Source organism: Ruegeria sp. AB9 (assembly GCF_056542585.1).
Genome location: NZ_JBQGAA010000006.1, coordinates 202,677 through 219,583, shown reverse-complemented (window position 1 = coordinate 219,583; position 16,907 = coordinate 202,677). Strand labels below are relative to the sequence as shown.

15 protein-coding genes are annotated in these 16,907 nt (G+C 57.6%); 5 read left to right on the top strand and 10 right to left on the bottom strand.

The window, feature by feature from the left end; all coding sequences use genetic code 11:
- Positions 1-119 precede the first annotated feature (119 nt).
- The 5 genes from ACR0K5_RS14915 to glyA form a co-directional block, all read right to left on the bottom strand.
- Positions 120-542: a universal stress protein gene (locus ACR0K5_RS14915; protein WP_480630441.1), complete on the bottom strand. Its 423-nt coding sequence runs from the start codon at positions 540-542 to the stop codon at positions 120-122.
- 79 nt (positions 543-621) lie between these two features.
- The gene (locus tag ACR0K5_RS14910; protein WP_480630440.1) at positions 622-1,995 is read right to left on the bottom strand and encodes an alanine/glycine:cation symporter family protein; all 1,374 of its coding nucleotides are present in this window, start codon (positions 1,993-1,995) and stop codon (positions 622-624) included.
- A 25-nt stretch (positions 1,996-2,020) separates the two neighbouring features.
- A complete protein-coding gene (lipA, locus tag ACR0K5_RS14905; RefSeq protein WP_480630439.1) occupies positions 2,021-2,965 on the bottom strand; it encodes a lipoyl synthase in 945 nt (314 codons plus the stop codon).
- Positions 2,966-2,979: 14 nt separating this feature from the next.
- Positions 2,980-4,362, bottom strand: coding sequence for a dihydrolipoyl dehydrogenase (gene lpdA / locus ACR0K5_RS14900; RefSeq protein ID WP_480630438.1), 1,383 nt, complete (start codon positions 4,360-4,362; stop codon positions 2,980-2,982).
- Between the two features lie 11 nt (positions 4,363-4,373).
- On the bottom strand, positions 4,374-5,627 hold the full coding sequence (gene glyA, locus ACR0K5_RS14895; protein WP_480630437.1) for a serine hydroxymethyltransferase: 1,254 nt from the start codon (positions 5,625-5,627) through the stop codon (positions 4,374-4,376).
- Positions 5,628-5,774: 147 nt separating this feature from the next.
- On the opposite strand from glyA, the gene ACR0K5_RS14890 reads away from it, so the two are divergent.
- A complete protein-coding gene (locus ACR0K5_RS14890; RefSeq protein ID WP_480630436.1) occupies positions 5,775-6,377 on the top strand; it encodes a helix-turn-helix domain-containing protein in 603 nt (200 codons plus the stop codon).
- Positions 6,378-6,444: 67 nt separating this feature from the next.
- Here ACR0K5_RS14890 and ACR0K5_RS14885 read toward each other — a convergent pair whose 3' ends face one another.
- Positions 6,445-7,314, bottom strand: coding sequence for a GlxA family transcriptional regulator (locus tag ACR0K5_RS14885; RefSeq protein ID WP_480630435.1), 870 nt, complete (start codon positions 7,312-7,314; stop codon positions 6,445-6,447).
- A gap of 158 nt (positions 7,315-7,472) precedes the next feature.
- Between ACR0K5_RS14885 and ACR0K5_RS14880 the strand changes: the two genes are divergently transcribed.
- The 4 genes from ACR0K5_RS14880 to ACR0K5_RS14865 all read left to right on the top strand — a co-directional run bounded on the left by ACR0K5_RS14880 (position 7,473) and on the right by ACR0K5_RS14865 (position 11,981).
- The gene (locus ACR0K5_RS14880) at positions 7,473-8,633 is read left to right on the top strand and encodes an acyl-CoA dehydrogenase family protein (RefSeq protein ID WP_480630434.1); all 1,161 of its coding nucleotides are present in this window, start codon (positions 7,473-7,475) and stop codon (positions 8,631-8,633) included.
- A gap of 2 nt (positions 8,634-8,635) precedes the next feature.
- On the top strand, positions 8,636-10,651 hold the full coding sequence (locus tag ACR0K5_RS14875; RefSeq protein WP_480630433.1) for an acetate--CoA ligase family protein: 2,016 nt from the start codon (positions 8,636-8,638) through the stop codon (positions 10,649-10,651).
- Positions 10,652-10,654: 3 nt separating this feature from the next.
- On the top strand, positions 10,655-11,434 hold the full coding sequence (locus tag ACR0K5_RS14870) for a carnitinyl-CoA dehydratase (RefSeq protein ID WP_480630432.1): 780 nt from the start codon (positions 10,655-10,657) through the stop codon (positions 11,432-11,434).
- A gap of 109 nt (positions 11,435-11,543) precedes the next feature.
- Positions 11,544-11,981 (top strand): hypothetical protein, encoded by a 438-nt coding sequence (locus ACR0K5_RS14865; protein ID WP_480630431.1) that lies wholly within the window; start codon positions 11,544-11,546, stop codon positions 11,979-11,981.
- On the opposite strand, the gene ACR0K5_RS14860 is transcribed toward ACR0K5_RS14865, so the two are convergent.
- From ACR0K5_RS14860 to ACR0K5_RS14845, 4 genes are read right to left on the bottom strand one after another with little or no spacing between them, the layout of a single operon-like run.
- Positions 11,972-13,042 carry a polyprenyl synthetase family protein gene (locus tag ACR0K5_RS14860; RefSeq protein WP_480630430.1) on the bottom strand — a complete coding sequence of 357 codons (1,071 nt, stop codon included), beginning with the start codon at positions 13,040-13,042 and terminating at the stop codon, positions 11,972-11,974. The two genes, ACR0K5_RS14865 and ACR0K5_RS14860, sit on opposite strands and share 10 nt — an antisense overlap.
- 4 nt (positions 13,043-13,046) lie before the next feature.
- Positions 13,047-15,170: a hydroxysqualene dehydroxylase gene (locus ACR0K5_RS14855; protein ID WP_480630429.1), complete on the bottom strand. Its 2,124-nt coding sequence runs from the start codon at positions 15,168-15,170 to the stop codon at positions 13,047-13,049.
- On the bottom strand, positions 15,163-15,987 hold the full coding sequence (locus tag ACR0K5_RS14850; RefSeq protein WP_480630428.1) for a DUF3237 domain-containing protein: 825 nt from the start codon (positions 15,985-15,987) through the stop codon (positions 15,163-15,165). Before ACR0K5_RS14850 ends, ACR0K5_RS14855 begins: the two co-directional genes overlap by 8 nt.
- A gap of 14 nt (positions 15,988-16,001) precedes the next feature.
- Entirely contained in the window at positions 16,002-16,889 is an 888-nt protein-coding gene (locus ACR0K5_RS14845; protein ID WP_480630427.1) for an encapsulin, read from the bottom strand.
- Positions 16,890-16,907 lie beyond the last annotated feature (18 nt).

Below are 16,907 nucleotides of genomic sequence, written 5' to 3'. Positions count from 1 at the left end.
CCAATGGATACTGAACAGGCATCTCCCAACCAGCAAAATCAACCATCTTACCACCCAACTCAACATGCAATGAGTAAAGGGGAGTGCGTTTAATATCGGTCATTATTCTAACCTTTCGATCAGCGAGACTGGTCGCGAACGACGGTCACGGTGCAATGCGCGTTGCGCACGACACGGGCCAGGTTCGGGCCAATTTCATAGTTCGGGAAGTCGCCCTTGGTGGATGCCATGACGATCAGATCGAAGCCTTCCTTGTGGGCAAGCTTCAGGATTTCGCGATAGACGCTGCCTTCTTCGATGTGGATCGAAACGTCCGAGGCGTTGCCATGATCCAGGATTGCCTGAATCGCGTTGCGCACGTGTTCTTTTGCGCCTGCGCCATAGTTGGCGGGTAGATTTGGCAGCTGGATGATCTCGGGGATGACGGCAACTGCATGCAGTTCGGCACCGTAGAACTTGGCCTGTTCCAGCGCGAGCGGCAGGGCGTTCTTCCACGAGCGGTCGTCGGTGTGATCAATGGGCAGCAGGATTTTCGTGGCCATCACGTCTCTCCTCGAGATATTGAATTCTGTTTCAAAGGCGGGGGGCCGGGATGGCCCCCCGTTTTAACTCAGACCGAGCTTACTCGGCAGGTGTGCTGCCCGGCTCTTCGGACTTGCCGCCTGAGGCGAAGAACTCTTTCGTCAGCTTGAAGACGATCGGGCTCAGCAAGGCCAGGGCGATCAGGTTCGGGATAGCCATCATGGCGTTCAGCGTATCCGCCAGCAGCCAGATGAAGCCCAGATCCGCGGTTGCGCCAAAATAGATCATGACGATCCACAGGACGCGGTAGGGGATCAGCGATTTGACACCCAGCAGGAACTCGACGCATTTCTCGCCGTAGAACGACCAGCCGAGGATGGTGGTGAAGGCAAAGATCGACAGAGCGATGGCGATCAGATACCCACCGATACCCGGCAGCGACAGTTCGAACGCGTGGCTGGTCAGCGCAGCACCGGATTCACCCGAAGTCCAGGCACCCGACGAGATGATCGCCAGACCGGTGATGGTGCAGACGATGATAGTATCGATGAAGGTACCCAGCATTGCGATCAGGCCCTGGTTGACCGGACCTTTGGTTTCGGCTGCGGCGTGTGCGATCGGAGCGGAACCCAGACCGGCTTCGTTCGAAAACACACCACGTGCCACACCGAAGCGGATTGCGGCCCAGACCGCTGCACCGGCGAAACCACCTTCGGCAGCCGACGGGGTGAAGGCGTAGGTGAAAACCAGCGACAGAGCGGAACCGATATTGCCGATGTTGATCAGCAGAACCAGAAGACCGGCGACGATATAGGCAATCGCCATGAACGGAACCAGTTTACCGGCAACCGCACCGATACGGGTGATGCCACCCAGAATAACGGCTGCAGTCAGAACCATCAGAACAATACCGGTGACCGAGGTGTTCAGACCGAAGTTCGCTTCCAGAACCTGTGCAACACCGTTGGCCTGCACGCCATTGCCGATGCCGAAGGCCGCAACAGCGCCGAACAGGGCAAATGCAACGCCCAACCAGGCCCATTTCGCGCCAAGACCGTTCTTGATGTAGTACATCGGGCCGCCAACATAGTTGCCCAGCTCGTCTTTTTCGCGGTATTTCACGGCGCAGACGGCTTCGGCATATTTGGTGGCCATGCCCACCAGGGCGGTCATCCACATCCAGAACAAGGCGCCTGGACCGCCCAGGAAGACAGCAGTGGCCACACCGGCGATGTTACCCGTACCGATGGTCGCCGACAGCGAGGTCATCAGCGCGTTGAACGGGCTGATCTGGCCTTCGCCCTGACCTTCACGGCCTTTGAACAGCAGGCTGAAGCCCGTGCCAATGCGCAGGATCGGCATGAATTTCAGCCCGACCTGCAAGAAGAAGCCGACGCCGAGGATGAGGACCAGCATCATCGGCCCCCATACGACGCCATTGATGGCTCCTACGATTGAGTTTAACGCTTCCATGGTTTCCCTCCCATTTGCGTTAGGTTTATGCCCTGTTTGCGATGGCCCGTTGGCGGGCCTGCTTGAGAGCAGCGAAATCTTCGTCCGCGTGGAACGATGAACGGGTCAGCGGTGTGGCCGACACGTGCAAAAAGCCCTTGGAGCGAGCGATCTGTTCCAATTGGGCGAATTCTTCCGGCGACCAGAACCGGTCGATCGAATGGTGTTTCGGGGTCGGTTGCAGATACTGCCCGACCGTCAGAAAATCGACTTGTGCGGCGCGCAGGTCATCCATCACCTGACGCACGTCGTTCAGAGTTTCGCCCAGCCCGACCATCAGGCCCGACTTGGTGAATATCTCGGGGTTGGCACGTTTGGCATCGTCCAGCAGCCGTAGCGAGGCATAGTAGCGCGCGCCAGGTCGTACTGTTGGATACAGGTGCGGAACGGTTTCCAGATTGTGGTTGAATACGTCCGGCGCTGCGTCGAAGACGATATTGGCGGCGTCGCCCTTGCCCAGGAAGTCCGGGGTCAGAACTTCGACCGTGGTGCCGGGGTTCTGATGACGCACGGCGCGGATCGTTTGGGCAATATGCTCGGCCCCGCCATCATCCAGATCGTCCCGATCAACCGAAGTGATCACCACATGGCGCAGGCCCAGTTTCTTGACTGCCGCTGCAACCCGACCGGGTTCGAACGCGTCCAACGCATCGGGGCGGCCTGTAGCCACATTGCAGAAAGAACATCCGCGTGTGCAGATCTCTCCCATGATCATCATGGTTGCGTGGCGCTTGGACCAGCATTCGCCGATATTGGGGCAGGCGGCTTCTTCGCAGACCGTTGCCAGATTGTGATCGCGCATCAGTCGCCGGGTTTCGTAATACTCGGTGCTGTCGCCCTTTTTCTTGCGAATCCACTTGGGTTTGCGCGGGATGACGCTGTCAGCCTTCTTGGCTTTCTCCGGGTGGCGTGGTCTGAGCTGGATTGTCATCTGGCTTTCCCTCGTTATGCGTGGATCGCACGACCCAAGGCGTCGAGACAAGCTTCTTTTACCGCCTCACCCATGGCAGGGTGAGCGTGACAGGTGGCTGCGACTTCGGCAACAGTTGCGCCTTTGGTCATAGCCAAAACCAGTTCGGCAATCAGATCGCCCCCATGCGCACCACAGATATGTGCGCCCAGGATCTTGCCGTCCGAACCGGCCAGAACCTTCACTGCACCATCGGTTTCACCCGTTGACCGCGCACGCGAATTAGCCATGAAGGCGAACTTACCGACAGCGTATTCGATGCCAGCTTCTTTCAGCGCTTCTTCGGTCTGACCAACTGACGCCACTTCAGGATCAGTATAGACCACACCCGGCACGGTGTTGTAATCGACGTGACCGGCTTCACCTGCCAGCATCTCGACACAGGCGACACCGTCTTCTTCAGCCTTGTGTGCCAGCATTGGGCCGGGAACACAGTCGCCGATGGCGTAAACGCCGGGTACCGATGTCTGGAAAGTGCCATCTACTTCAATGAACCCACGTGAGTTCACGGACACGCCCAGCTCTTCCAGTCCAAGGCCACGGGTGACTGGGCGACGGCCGACGGCGATCAGAACCTTGTCGGCCTCGATCACTTCTTCCTTGTCCTTGCCGACGCGATCCACGGTCAGAGTCAGGCCAGCGTCGGTCTTGTCGACTGATTTGAGGGCACGACCCAGCTGGAACTTCAAACCACGTTTTGACAGGGCGCGCTGCGCCAGCTTGGCAATCTCGCCGTCGATGCCGGGCAGTACGCGGTCCAGATATTCAACAACAGTGACTTTGGCACCCAGACGCGCCCAAACCTGACCAAGTTCCAGACCGATCACACCTGCACCAATGACCACCAGATGATCCGGCACGTTGTCCAACGCAATTGCGCCGGTCGAGCTGAGCACGTCCTGCTCATCAATTTCAATGCCCGGCAGAGAGGTCGGTTCTGATCCGGTGGCGATCAGAATGTTCGTTGCCTCATATACGTCATCGCCGACTTTGACCTGGCCAGCGGCCTGGATACTGGCCCAGCCTTCAATCAGATCGACGCCGTTCTTCTTGAAAAGAAACGCGATTCCCTTCGTGAGATCACCAACGATCTTGTCCTTGCGTCCCATCATCGCACCAACGTCGATGCTGGCCCCCTCGACCGCAATACCGTGGGAGGAGAGATGTGCAATTTCGGCATATTTGGCCGAGGAGGTCAGCAACGCTTTGGAGGGGATGCACCCCACGTTCAGACAGGTGCCGCCAAGTGCGCCGCGCCCTTCGACACAGGCAACTTTCAGGCCCAGCTGAGCCGCGCGGATCGCGGCGACATAGCCGCCCGGTCCGCCTCCGATAACGATGAGATCGTAGGTGTTCATTTCGCGTACTTTCAGTAGATCGGGTAACTTGCGCAGAGCGCGCGAACCTGTTCGCGGGTGTCCTTTTCAACGGTTTCGTCACCTTCAGGAGACTGCGCGAGTGCGTCCAGAACATCGCCGATCAGATGGCCGATCCGCTTGAACTCTTCCGGGCCAAAGCCACGGCTGCACCCGGCAGCGGTGCCCAGACGGATGCCGCTGGTGATGGTGGGTTTCTCCGGGTCACCGGGAACGCTGTTCTTGTTGCAGGTGAACCCAGCACGCTCCAGTGCCGCTTCGGCGTCTTTGCCGGTCACGCCGACCGGGCGCAGGTCGACCAGCATCAGGTGGTTCTCGGTTCCGCCTGAAACGATGTCACATCCGCGCGCCATCATGACGTTCGCCAAAGCTGATGCGCTGTCGACAACACGCTGCATATACTCTTTGAACTCAGGCTTCAGCGCCTCGCCAAATGCAACCGCCTTGCCCGCGATCACGTGCATCAGCGGACCACCCTGCAAGCCTGGGAATACGGCCGAGTTGATCTTTTTCGCCAGCGCTTCGTCATTGGTCAGAATAATACCGCCACGGGGCCCACGCAGGGTCTTATGCGTGGTTGAAGTCACGATATGCGCATGCCCGATGGGCGAGGGGTGCAGGCCGGTCGCCACCAGCCCTGCAATATGGGCCATGTCGGCCAACAGCCATGCGCCAACTTCATCGGCAATTTCGCGGAATTTTGCAAAGTCGATCTTCTGGGAATAGGCCGACGCACCAGCGATGATCAGCTTGGGCTTTTCTGCCCGCGCCAATTCTGCAACCTGATCATAATCGATCAGACCCGCATCAGTCAGGCCGTACTGTACGGGCCGGAACCATTTACCGGATTGGGCCGGTTTCGCTCCATGGGTCAGGTGACCGCCTGCGTCCAGCGACATGCCCAGAATGGTATCGCCCGGGCTCAGCAATGCCAGCTTGACCGCACCGTTGGCCTGAGCCCCGGAATGGGGCTGTACGTTGGCATATTCGCACCCGAACAGCTTCTTGAGGCGCTCGATGGCTTCGACTTCGACCTCATCAACATATTCGCACCCGCCATAATAACGGCGGCCCGGATAGCCTTCGGCATATTTGTTGGTCAGCACCGAACCCTGCGCTTCGATCACAGCCTTCGAGACAATGTTTTCCGAGGCAATCAATTCGATCTGTTCCGACTGGCGCTCTCCCTCGCGTGAGATGGATGCAGCAATTACCGGATCAGCCTCGGTCAGCGACGTGTTGAACATAGTCTCCTCCTCTTGTCCCGAATCCTCAGTACGAAACTTTGTTTCCTATAGTGGAAAACGTACACACAAAGCAACAAAAATCTCTCATTCAAGAAGTTGCGTGTGTGGCGGGAAACATGTAGCCTTTGATAAAACGGGGGGGGAACAATGGGTGACGAAAGCCGAAATGATGTTTCCGGGCAGGAAGACCTGGACGAAGGTGAGGCCTTAGGCCGTTCCATCCGTGATGCACGGCGCGCAAAAGGGTGGACGCTGGAAGAAGCCGGTCGCGCTGCGGGGATCGGGCGATCCACGCTGTCCAAAATCGAAAACAATCAGACCCGGCCAAGCTTTGACATTGTAAGGCGCCTGACACAGGCGCTTGATATGAGTACGCCCCAGCTGTTTCTGCAATCGGGCCAGTCCGGCATTTCGGGCCGCCGTGATTTCACACCAAAAGGCGAGGGGGAATTCAAAAGTACACCCACCTACCTGCACGAGTTGTTGTGTCCCGAACTGACCAGCAAGCGGATGTTGCCCTATATCGCCACAATCAAAGCGCGCGACCTGTCAGAGTTCGAGACCTGGATTCGACATTCCGGAGAAGAATTCATGTATGTGCTCAGCGGTGAACTCATTTTTGTTTCTGAACACTACCGCCCATTGTCCATGAAGGCCGGCGACTCGCTTTATTATGACAGCGGTATGGGGCATGGCTGCATCTCGACCAGCGAAGAAGACGCCAAGGTGCTTTGGGTTTCGCTGGAATGACACCCCTGACTGCCGAATGACTCTCATTGGTTCATGAGGGAAGGCGGCTTTGCATTGTACAACCCTTTCAACCGCCAGATAGACTCCCGTTGCGAAAAGCAGTTGGGGTCTGGCCGAATTCAGCCTTGAACGCCCGTGTCATGGCACTGGCGTTTTCATACCCACAACGCCCGGCAATTTCGGCGATGGATTGCTCGGTGTCTTCCGCCAGATTGCGCGCCAGATTCAGGCGCAACCGGCGATACAGCGCTTGTGGTGTGGTTTTGAGTTCCGCCTGAACGCGCGTTTCGAACCGCTTTTGCGAGCATCCGATCTTGTTGGCCACATCCTTGATCGACAGCGGCGTTTCAAGGTTTGCTTGCATGACACCCAGTGCACGATTGACCAAAGAGTCTTCGGACTTCAGAGGTAAGGAATAATGATCCTGCCCATTACGGCTCATCAGCAGATGCCCAACTTCCATGGACAGAAGCGGACCGTGGTCCCGGCGGATAAGGGCCGAGGCCAGATCGAATGCTGCCATGGCCCCGGAACAGGTAAGTCGATTGCCGTCGATGACAAAACGTTCCTGCACCGCATCCACAGCCGGAAACCTCTCTTCGAATCGGGAAAGCTCATCCCAATGAATGGTCGCCCTGTGTTCGTCCAGTAATCCGGCCCGGGCAAGCAGCCAGCTTCCGGTATCCAAACCAGCCACTTGTCGGTGCTTTCTGGCCGCGGCCAGCACGGCGCGTGTGGTCGAACGCGTATCCAGCTTGAGATAACCGTAAGACGGCATGACAACCAGAACGTCGCCGCGCTGATCGGAGATTGCACCATTCGGAGTGACACCGAGACCGCTGGAGCTTTGAACAGGTTCTCCGTCAAGGGAACAGAAGCGCCACGCATATAAAACTTGCCTGGACAGATTATTCGCCGCCCTGAGCGGTTCAACCATGTTTGCAAGGCAGTGGTTCGAAAACCCGTTGAAGAGCAGGATATTGTATTGCTGTGTTAAAATTTGCGAATTTGGCATGATTCCGTATCAAATCTGCATGTCATGACCATGAGTGATGGCGTTTGGTTGGTCAACAACTGATCCAGGGAACACGCGCCATGCAGTTTGGTCTGACAGAAGAACAGGACATGATCGTCTCGACAGTCCGCAGCTTTGTTGAAAATGAAATCTACCCGCATGAAGACGCGGTTGAGCGTTCGGGAACCGTTCCGCCTGAACTTGGTGAGCAGATCAAGCAGAAGTGCATCGATCTGGGCTTCTATGCCTGCAATTTCCCCGAGGAAGTAGGCGGTGCAGGCTTATCGCATCTGGATTTCACCTTAGTTGAGCGTGAGCTTGGCCGCGGTTCGATGGCGCTGACGCATTTCTTTGGCCGTCCGCAGAACATCCTGATGGCCTGCAATGACGAGCAGCGCGAACGCTATCTGCTGCCCGCCGTGCGCGGCGACAAGATGGACGCCCTGGCGATGACGGAACCGGATGCCGGTTCGGACGTGCGCGGAATGAAATGTCAGGCGGTGCGCGATGGCGGCGACTGGGTTGTCAACGGTTCCAAGCACTTCATCTCGGGCGCCGAACACGCCGATTTCTTTATCGTCTTCATCGCGACCGGCGTGGACGAAACGCCGAAAGGCCCGAAAAAGCGTATCACGACCTTCCTTGTGGATCGCGGCACTCCCGGATTCGAAGTGCGCGAAGGCTATAACTCGGTCAGCCACAAGGGCTACAAGAACTACATCCTCTATTTCGACAATTGCCGATTACCTGACGCGCAGGTTCTGGGCGAGGTCGATGGCGGTTTTGCCGTGATGAACGAATGGCTCTACGCGACCCGTCTGACTGTCGCGGCGTTCTCGGTCGGTCGCGCACGGCGCTGCTTTGACTATGCCCTGAATTACGCGGCCGAGCGCAAGCAGTTCGGCCAGCCTATTGGCAAGTTTCAGGGCGTCGGCTTCCAGATCGCCGACATGATAACTGAGATCGATGCCGCCGATTGGCTGACCCTTGCTGCCGCGTGGCGTCTGGACCAGAACATGCCATCGAACCGAGAGATCGCCTCGGCTAAGCTCTATGCCTCCGAGACGCTGGCGCGGGTCACCGACACCACGCTGCAGATCTTTGGTGGTATGGGTCTGATGGATGATTTCCCGATTGAACGGTTCTGGCGCGATGCGCGGGTTGAACGCATCTGGGACGGCACCAGTGAAATTCAGCGCCACATCATCAGCCGTGATCTTTTGCGTCCGCTGGGCGCCTGACCATGAACAAAGATCTTACCCGGCTATTGCGCCCGAAAACCATCGCGGTCATTGGCGGCGGTGCCTGGTGCCAGCAGGTTATTCTGCAATCCAAACGTATGGGTTACGCAGGTCAGATCTGGCCGGTGCATCCCAAAGCCTCGGAGATTGCGGGCCACAAGGTCTTTGGCCATATCGAAGACCTGCCCGAAGCTCCGGATGCGGTGTTCATCGGCATCAACCGCCACGCTACGATTGAGGCGGTTCACATCCTGTCCAGCATGGGCGCAGGCGGGGCGGTGTGCTTCGCCTCGGGCTTTTCCGAGGCTGTCGCAGAGGATGACACCGGCGGTGACCTTCAGGATCAGCTGATCGCCGCAGCCGGCGACATGCCCATTCTTGGCCCGAACTGTTATGGCTATATCAACGCGCTGGACGGGGCCCTGCTGTGGCCGGATCAGCACGGGGCGACGCCGGTCGACAAGGGCGTGGCGATCCTGACGCAAAGTTCGAATATCTCGATCAACCTGACAATGCAGAAACGCGGGTTACCGATTGCCTACATGGTGACCTGCGGAAACATGGCCCAGACCAGTCAGGCCGAGATTGCCTCGGCCCTGATCGACGATCCACGCGTCACAGCCGTGGGCCTGCATATCGAAGGGTTCAAGGACATTCGGGAATGGGAAGCGCTGGCCGCCAAGGCCCATGAAAAAGGTATCCCGCTGGTCGCCCTCAAGGTCGGCGCATCAGAACAGGCGCAGGCCGCTACGGTCTCCCATACTGCATCGCTTGCGGGTAGCGATGCCGGCGCGCAGGCACTACTGGACCGGCTGGGCATACCGCGTCTGTCTGCATTGCCTGATTTCCTCGAAACTCTGAAACTGTTGCACTGCTATGGGCCACTGCCGGGTGGGAACATCGCCTCGATCAGTTGCTCCGGGGGAGAGGCGAGTCTGATCGCAGATATGGCTGTTGGTACGGGCCTTAACTTCCCTCGTTTGAGTGACGATAAACGGGCTTGCCTGCGCGACGCACTTGGTCCGATGGTCGCGCTGAACAACCCGTTGGATTATCACACCTATATCTGGCGTGACAAAGAGGCGATGGCACAGGCATGGTCCGGGATGACAGGCGAAGATATCGACCTGACATACTCTATTGTCGACTATCCGACCACCGACTCGACCGATTGGAGTTGCGCAACCAGTGCTGCGTTGAAAGTGCGCTCTGAAACCGGTGCTCGGTTTGCAATCGTTGCGACGCTGCCTGAACTTCTGCCGGAAGATGTTGCGCAAGACCTGATGGCCGGTGGTGTTGTTCCGTTCATGGGATTGCGCGAGGCGCTGGCCGCCACCCGCGCGGCGGGTCAGGTCTCGGCCCCTTCTACGCACCCTGTCTGGTTGCCTGGAACGGTTGAGGCGAACCAAACCCTGACCGAAGGCGCCTCAAAAGAGGCTCTGGCGGAATGCGGCCTGCGCATCCCGAAAAACCGCACAGCACGGGGCCCGGAAGCAGCCCAGGCAGCGGCGCAGGACATGGAGGCGCCCTTTGCTGTGAAAGGTGTTGGGCTCGCGCATAAATCCGAACACGCCGCCGTTCGGTTGGGCATTCAAACCGAAGACGTGGCCAGTGTGGCGGCGGATATCGGCACCGAAGATATCCTAATTGAAGAGATGGTTACCGGAACCGTCGCTGAAATTCTGGTCGGTGTTGTTCGTGACCCTGCGCATGGATTCGTTCTGACATTGGGGGCAGGGGGTGTGCTGACCGAAGTACTGCGCGACACAGTATCATTGCTGGTACCCAGCGCCCCCGATGAAATCCGCACCGCCCTTGGAACATTGGAGATCGCGCCTTTGCTGGCGGGCTATCGCGGCCAACCGGCGGCTGATATGGATGCGATAATTGCTGCGGTCGAGGCCGTTCAGGCCTATGTCATGCAAAATGCCGACACGCTTGGCGAGGTCGAGATTAACCCGCTCCTGTGCACGCCGGACAAGGCCGTTGCCGTGGATGCTCTGATAAGAAAGGCCTGAGATATGGACCCGATCAAAACCCGCCGCGACGGAACGATCCTTGAAGTAACGCTGGACCGGCCCAAGGCCAATGCCATCGATCTGGTCACCAGCCGCAGAATGGGCGAGGTCTTTGCCGAGTTTCGCGACGACCCGGAGCTGCGTGTCGCCATCCTGACCGGCGCTGGCGAAAAGTTCTTTTGCCCCGGCTGGGACCTGAAAGCCGCCGCTGATGGTGACGCGGTTGACGGGGATTACGGTGTCGGCGGGTTCGGAGGTTTGCAAGAGCTGCGCGATCTGAACAAACCCGTGATTGCCGCGGTCAACGGTATCGCCTGTGGCGGTGGGCTTGAACTGGCCCTTTCGGCTGACATGATCCTTGCCGCCGACCATGCCACATTCGCCTTGCCGGAAATCCGGTCCGGAACAGTCGCGGACGCGGCCAGCGTCAAACTGCCCAAGCGTATCCCCTATCATATCGCGATGGAATTGCTGCTTACGGGCCGTTGGTTCGACGCCGAGGAAGCCAATCGTTGGGGTCTGGTGAACGAGATCATTGCCGCCGATCAATTGCTGGACCGCGCCTGGGAATTGGCCCGCCTGTTAGCTTCGGGCCCGCCTTTGGTTTATGCGGCGATCAAGGAAGTTGTGCGCGATGCCGAAGACGCCAAGTTTCAGGATGCCATGAACCGCATCACCAAGCGTCAGCTGCGCACTGTGGACGTTCTTTATGCCAGCGAAGATCAGTTGGAGGGCGCGCGCGCCTTCGCTGAGAAACGGGACCCGGTCTGGAAGGGAAAATAAACGAAACGGCTTTTTCTTCGACCCAAATGTACAAGTTTGCCATTTACTGATCTGCGCTGCGCGTGCACAGTTAGGTATGCCTTATTTCGAACGAAAACCATACGTTAGTGTGCCTCGCGCAATCAGCCCGATTGTGCCGCAGCCGGACCAACAGCCGATTTCCGATATTGCGCGCCGTGTGCTGGATACAGAGAGGGGCGCGCAAAAACATCTTGATGGGCCGTTTAAGTGCCGCAAAACCTGCCATCCCGGCAGTACTGCCACCATTTTGCTGTCGTTCGCGGCGCCAGAAGGCGCGACTTCCGTTCAGATGCAGTTCGAACCGGGTGACTTGACCAATCCGAACGGTGACATTCTGCCTGCAAACCGGGTCAATGTCATTCCGCCTCAAATCCAGCTCAGCCCGGGTGAAGCAACGGATGTTGCCGTCGCCGTGACAGTGCCGGATCTCACAGAACCCGGAGAATACCATGGTCGGATCGCCTGCTCCGGGACGGACCAGACCTCGCTTGTAGTGATTTTTGAGGTGGCAGGTGCTCAGACCTGACGGGTCACGAGGTAGTCCATGAATTGTCCCAGAAACGCGCGCGGTGCTTCTTCTGTGTTCGCAAATACCCGAGTAAACTCGTGCCGGGCCGACGTGAGCAGGTCATTTGCCGCGCCCTGCGCGTAACGGATACAGCCATAGTGGTTCATGCGATCCAGAACCCAGCCGACATCCTGTGTGGAACGGGTGTCACGCGGGTTTGACAGCATATCCGACAGCCGTGCCTGTTCTGGCTCATCTGCTTGCAAACTTAGCTGCCCAAGCATCAGCGTGCGTTTGCCTTCGTAAATGTCCCCGCCGATTTCCTTGCCATATTTATCCTGAGAACCTACGAGGTTCAAAACGTCGTCTTGAATCTGAAATGCAGCGCCCAGAAAGAAACCGAACTCATTGAAATCGTCCAGGTTAAGCGCTCCGGACGCAACATCTTGTGGCCGGGCAATCAAGGCTCCGATGCGCATTGGGTGAATGAAACTGTACCAGCAGGTCTTTTTCAGACACATCCTCAGATAGTCTGACGCATCGACATTCAGACGGTTGTCGCGAATCCAGCCAAGCTCCAGCGCCTGACCTTCGATGGACTGCTGTAACAGATGGTCGAACTCATCAACCACACGCATACCGGTTTCCAGACCAAGTGGCCGAAGATTTTGGCGCAGCAGGCGCAGGGCCAGCGATTGCATCCCGTCCCCGGTGTTGATCGCCAGGGGAACTCCCAGCCTTTTGTGCATACATTCCCGCCCGCGCCGGAAATCACTTTGATCTTCGATGTCATCGTGGATCAGAAAGGCATTGTGCAGCAGCTCAATAACCGCGGCCGAAACGCGTGCATTCTCGCTGTTGCCGCCGAAGGCTTCGCAGGTAGCCAGCAACAGTGCAGGCCTGAGGCCCTTGCCGGACGTCTCAATGTAATCCCGCATCGGACCATACAGATAGGCCTGAGGTTCACCTGTTGGCAAAAGGTTCAAAAGAGTTTCGCGCGCCCGATCCCCGTATGAGGTTAGCGTTTTCAGAAAATCCTGCTTTGCCGCAGGATCCAGATGCGCGGTTCCGGACTTCACAGGATCAACCCTTCTGGGTGATAATCACGCGGCTTCTGTTCCCCCCACCGCCGGACGGATCAGGGCCGGTGCCGAGAGACGAGAACGGTGCGTCCGTCATAGGTAAGGCACTGGACAAGACATCTGACTGACCGCTGTCCCGACCCAGATCATACGCGACATCTTCCGCAAGCTCGTCCCCCGGGATAGGAAGGTCAGCAGTAGGCTCGTAATTCGCGATGAGGTCAAACAGCGCTTTCGGGGGGCAGATCATGCGAAGAGCTTCGGCAATTGCGGGATCTTCGGTAACGCCACCCGGTTTTGAATATTCGGTAGCCGGTTCTCCGATCAGGGCCAGGGGGCCATCACCGCCACAATCAATGCCGGTCGAGTCCTGACCCATTTTCAGTGCCGCCTCGACAGCAACCGCAAACCGGTTATCCCAAGGCAGACCTGCTTGGTATCGGGCATAATCATAGGCTCGCAGCGGTTTCAAAATATCCGGCTCATGCAAATCCCAGATCTGGCAGGGCTGTGCATCCGATCCGCTGCGCTGAAGGATGGCGTTGACGGCACGGCGCGCCGCTTCATTCGCCCCTTCCATGGTGGCGAGGTCGGTGAAAGTGCGCACGTAATCCGATGCCAGAAAGAAATTCGGGATCAGCGTGGCCGCATCCGGACGCAATCGCCAGCTGTTTATGCGGTTGACCAGCAGAGGTTCGACATTGCTCTGGCGTTTGGGATCGTTAGGATCCTGAACGATATCGGGATCGAGGAACCAATAATGCATATCCTCGTCTCGCAGAACGGTTTGCCCATCCACGTTGACGCTGCGCTTGATCTGTTCCCAAACCTCGCTTGCAATCTCTTCCCGGCTGCAATCGCGCGCTGTTTTGCCGTTCAGGCCGGGTTTGTCCCATTCGGAAATATCGATCGACAGCAGGCCTTTGGTCTTTCCTTCAGCCCAGTTTTCGAAATTGATCTGGTGCCAGAACTGCTTTTGCGACACGGCGGTCAAAGCCCAAGGGCTGTCAATAAAGATGACGTGGCCGTGGGTCAGTTCAACTTCTTTGGTCAGATAGAACTGAATGCCGTTCATCCATTGCACGTCATCGGCCAACAAAGGCAATTTGGCGAGGGCTGGATCGACATCCATCATTGCCGGGGTAACAAGCGGAGCAATACGTTCGATCGGCATTGCGCTGATAAACCAATCTCCGGTGACCTGTTTTTCTTCGCCGTCCTGTTCGACCGTTGCGCCAACGATCCGCCCGTTCTGGCAGTCGATTCCAGTGACTTTGGAGTCAAACTCGTAAACGACCCCTTTGTTTTTCAGATAATCCAACCACGGTTGAATCCAGACAAGATTGGTGGGCCCGTTCAGCAGCCTGTTGCTATGCGGCTCGGGCGTGGCAATGCCCAGCTGAAGCTGTACGGCGATGTCCCCCACGGTCTTCGTGCTGGCTGTCGTGGCCTTGGCGGCCACCAATGAACGGGTCAGGCCGATGGCAAGGAACTTCTGATAGGCTTCCGAGCGTTCTTCCGCGCCGATGAAGTCCCACCATCCGATCCGTTCATATTCGTCAAAACGGCGTTCCTTGCAGGACGTCGCGATCCGCCACATGCAGGCGACAAAATGCTCGACATCCTCATACGCAATCTGATCCCTGGGCGAGAGCGTAAAGGCTATTGTCTTGAACGCATCCGCAACATCTTTGAGCGTCCGGGGAAACCGTTCCGGGACAATGATACCGGGTTTGTCGAGCTGGCTGACCAGAACCTGAGTAGTCGGGACAAGGTTATCGTAACAGGTACCTTTGTCATAGTACGGCGTGCGCGCCATCGTGTCCGTGATATGTCGGTAAAAGTTCGGAAAAAAACGGAATCCATGCTCGCCGGGCAACCATGGGCGTTTCACGCCGGGCGGATAACTGGCCCCATCCATCTCAGTCCATTTTTCAAGCGCCTTGATGTGTTTCGCTTTCGAGCCATGGTCCCCTTCGCCCTTCATCACAGGGATGCTGCGCGCCTTGCCGCCGGGGATCAGCTGGCGTTCGTGGACTTCCACTTCGTATCCGCGTTCAATCAGCTCATGCGCGGCGCTCATACCGGCCACGCCACCTCCAAGAATGACAACCTTTTCAGGCATCGGAAATTCCTTTCACGGAATAGACGTCAAAGCGCAGGGTGATGTCCGACAGGCTGGCTTCGCCAATGCCAAAACCCTGCAACCTGTTCATCCAGCTGTAGTGCGGGTTTGATGTCAGGTAACGCGGAGCGAGCCGTACCGGTGCCGAAGCGGGCAGGGTGCCCTTCGACAACGCGGCATAACCATCCGCGCCAAAATCACAAACGCCGGTATCTTCGAATACCACCGGAGCCCCACCGTCAGAAGGATTGATAAGTGCTCTGGCATGAAGAAGACCCACACCATCGGGACGTACGCGCATCCAATCACCGCCTACCGGTTCGATCGTCCCTTTTATGTTTGGGCCTTCGACACTGCCGCCTTTTTTGATCGCAAAGTGCAGCCAGATTCCATCCGGTGTCTCGCCCGAGGGGTGAAAGTCACTTTCGAACGGTACGATGAACTTGGCGACATGTTCCAAAAGCGGTAACTGCGCCGTGGGAAGAGTTGGTTGCGGCACGGCAGGTTCAGGCGCTTTTTCAGGCCCGGGATCAATTTCGCGGCCAGCCGATGTCAGGACCGGGCGCCAAGACAGTGATTTCTCCTGTGTCACCGATGGCAGAGTAGCTGCAAATTGTTGAAACCCGGTTTGCGGATTGCGCATCAGGGGCCACCCGCGAATGGCGCGTTCGGGACCTCCGTTTTCTGAACAGATCAGGCGTACCGTGTCATGCGATGACACAGCCGGACCTGCTTCGACCAAGACCCGATTAAGACCGTTTGCGTTGATCGCCTCGGACCAACGCAGGGTAACGCCCCGATCTGTAAATTCGCGCACGACCCGATCCCCGATCAGAACGCGATAGTGTGGACAGCCTGAGCTTCTTTGATCCTGAGGTGGAATTTCTGCTGCACGCGGAAGACGTGCTCGCCCTCGGCGGAGGTTTGCAGATACTTCACTGCGATGTCCGATGGCACAACGATTTCAACCGGGGCGCCCAGAAGGGACACCAGCACGGCCTTGTCCGACGGCAAGGTGCTGGAACGCAGCAACGGCCCGTCGAGGAACGGAAGAATGCTGTCACGCGGCAGCACCATCGAGTTTGCCAACGGAGTCGTGACGGCCTGGAACAGACCATTACCCATCACACAGGCGTAGGGGCCCAGATAGCCGTGCGATTCCAGCTTGTTGATGCCTCCAACGACAGCCTCGAAAACCTCGGGGCCGGTATAGGTTTTTTTCTTGGTGGCTGAGGTCTTGGAGGGGTCCTCGCCTGCTTCCAGCAATCCCGGATAATTGCCGCCGCCGCTGATGGTATAGATCTGCGGCAATGACGCGGGCGTGCCACCGGCGTGTTTGGGGGCTTCTCCTGTGCCAGGCTGGCCGTTGAAAATGATGTCATCTTCGACCCGGGCCACAACGGCTGCGGCTCGGCGGAACATGATCAAAGCCGCAGCCAGTTCCGGATCAGCCACCTGTGCGCCTTTCAGGTACACGTTTACCGAAACAGTTGTAAGGCGCAGAGTGTCATAGTCGATTACTTCAAGACGCTCTTTGGGTGCTCCGGATGCATTGTCGACCAGATCGAGTTTGTTGAGAGGTACAGATTGGGTGTCCGCAGGCAGCGGCCCGTATAGCGGCAAAAAGCTTGCAGCCACACGTGCGCGAAGCGCTTCATCATGAACGGCCTTGTTCACTGTACCCCACTGGTCTTCATTCCAATCCAACGCGTCGGTCATTTCAAATCCCTCTTGGTG

Coding starts and splice junctions, on each gene's coding strand:
- ACR0K5_RS14915 (WP_480630441.1), bottom strand. CDS start 542: ATGGCCACGAAAATCCTGCTGCCCATTGATCACACCGACGACCGCTCG.
- ACR0K5_RS14910 (WP_480630440.1), bottom strand. CDS start 1,995: ATGGAAGCGTTAAACTCAATCGTAGGAGCCATCAATGGCGTCGTATGG.
- lipA (WP_480630439.1), bottom strand. CDS start 2,965: ATGACAATCCAGCTCAGACCACGCCACCCGGAGAAAGCCAAGAAGGCT.
- lpdA (WP_480630438.1), bottom strand. CDS start 4,362: ATGAACACCTACGATCTCATCGTTATCGGAGGCGGACCGGGCGGCTAT.
- glyA (WP_480630437.1), bottom strand. CDS start 5,627: ATGTTCAACACGTCGCTGACCGAGGCTGATCCGGTAATTGCTGCATCC.
- ACR0K5_RS14890 (WP_480630436.1), top strand. CDS start 5,775: ATGGGTGACGAAAGCCGAAATGATGTTTCCGGGCAGGAAGACCTGGAC.
- ACR0K5_RS14885 (WP_480630435.1), bottom strand. CDS start 7,314: ATGGTTGAACCGCTCAGGGCGGCGAATAATCTGTCCAGGCAAGTTTTA.
- ACR0K5_RS14880 (WP_480630434.1), top strand. CDS start 7,473: ATGCAGTTTGGTCTGACAGAAGAACAGGACATGATCGTCTCGACAGTC.
- ACR0K5_RS14875 (WP_480630433.1), top strand. CDS start 8,636: ATGAACAAAGATCTTACCCGGCTATTGCGCCCGAAAACCATCGCGGTC.
- ACR0K5_RS14870 (WP_480630432.1), top strand. CDS start 10,655: ATGGACCCGATCAAAACCCGCCGCGACGGAACGATCCTTGAAGTAACG.
- ACR0K5_RS14855 (WP_480630429.1), bottom strand. CDS start 15,170: ATGCCTGAAAAGGTTGTCATTCTTGGAGGTGGCGTGGCCGGTATGAGC.
- ACR0K5_RS14845 (WP_480630427.1), bottom strand. CDS start 16,889: ATGACCGACGCGTTGGATTGGAATGAAGACCAGTGGGGTACAGTGAAC.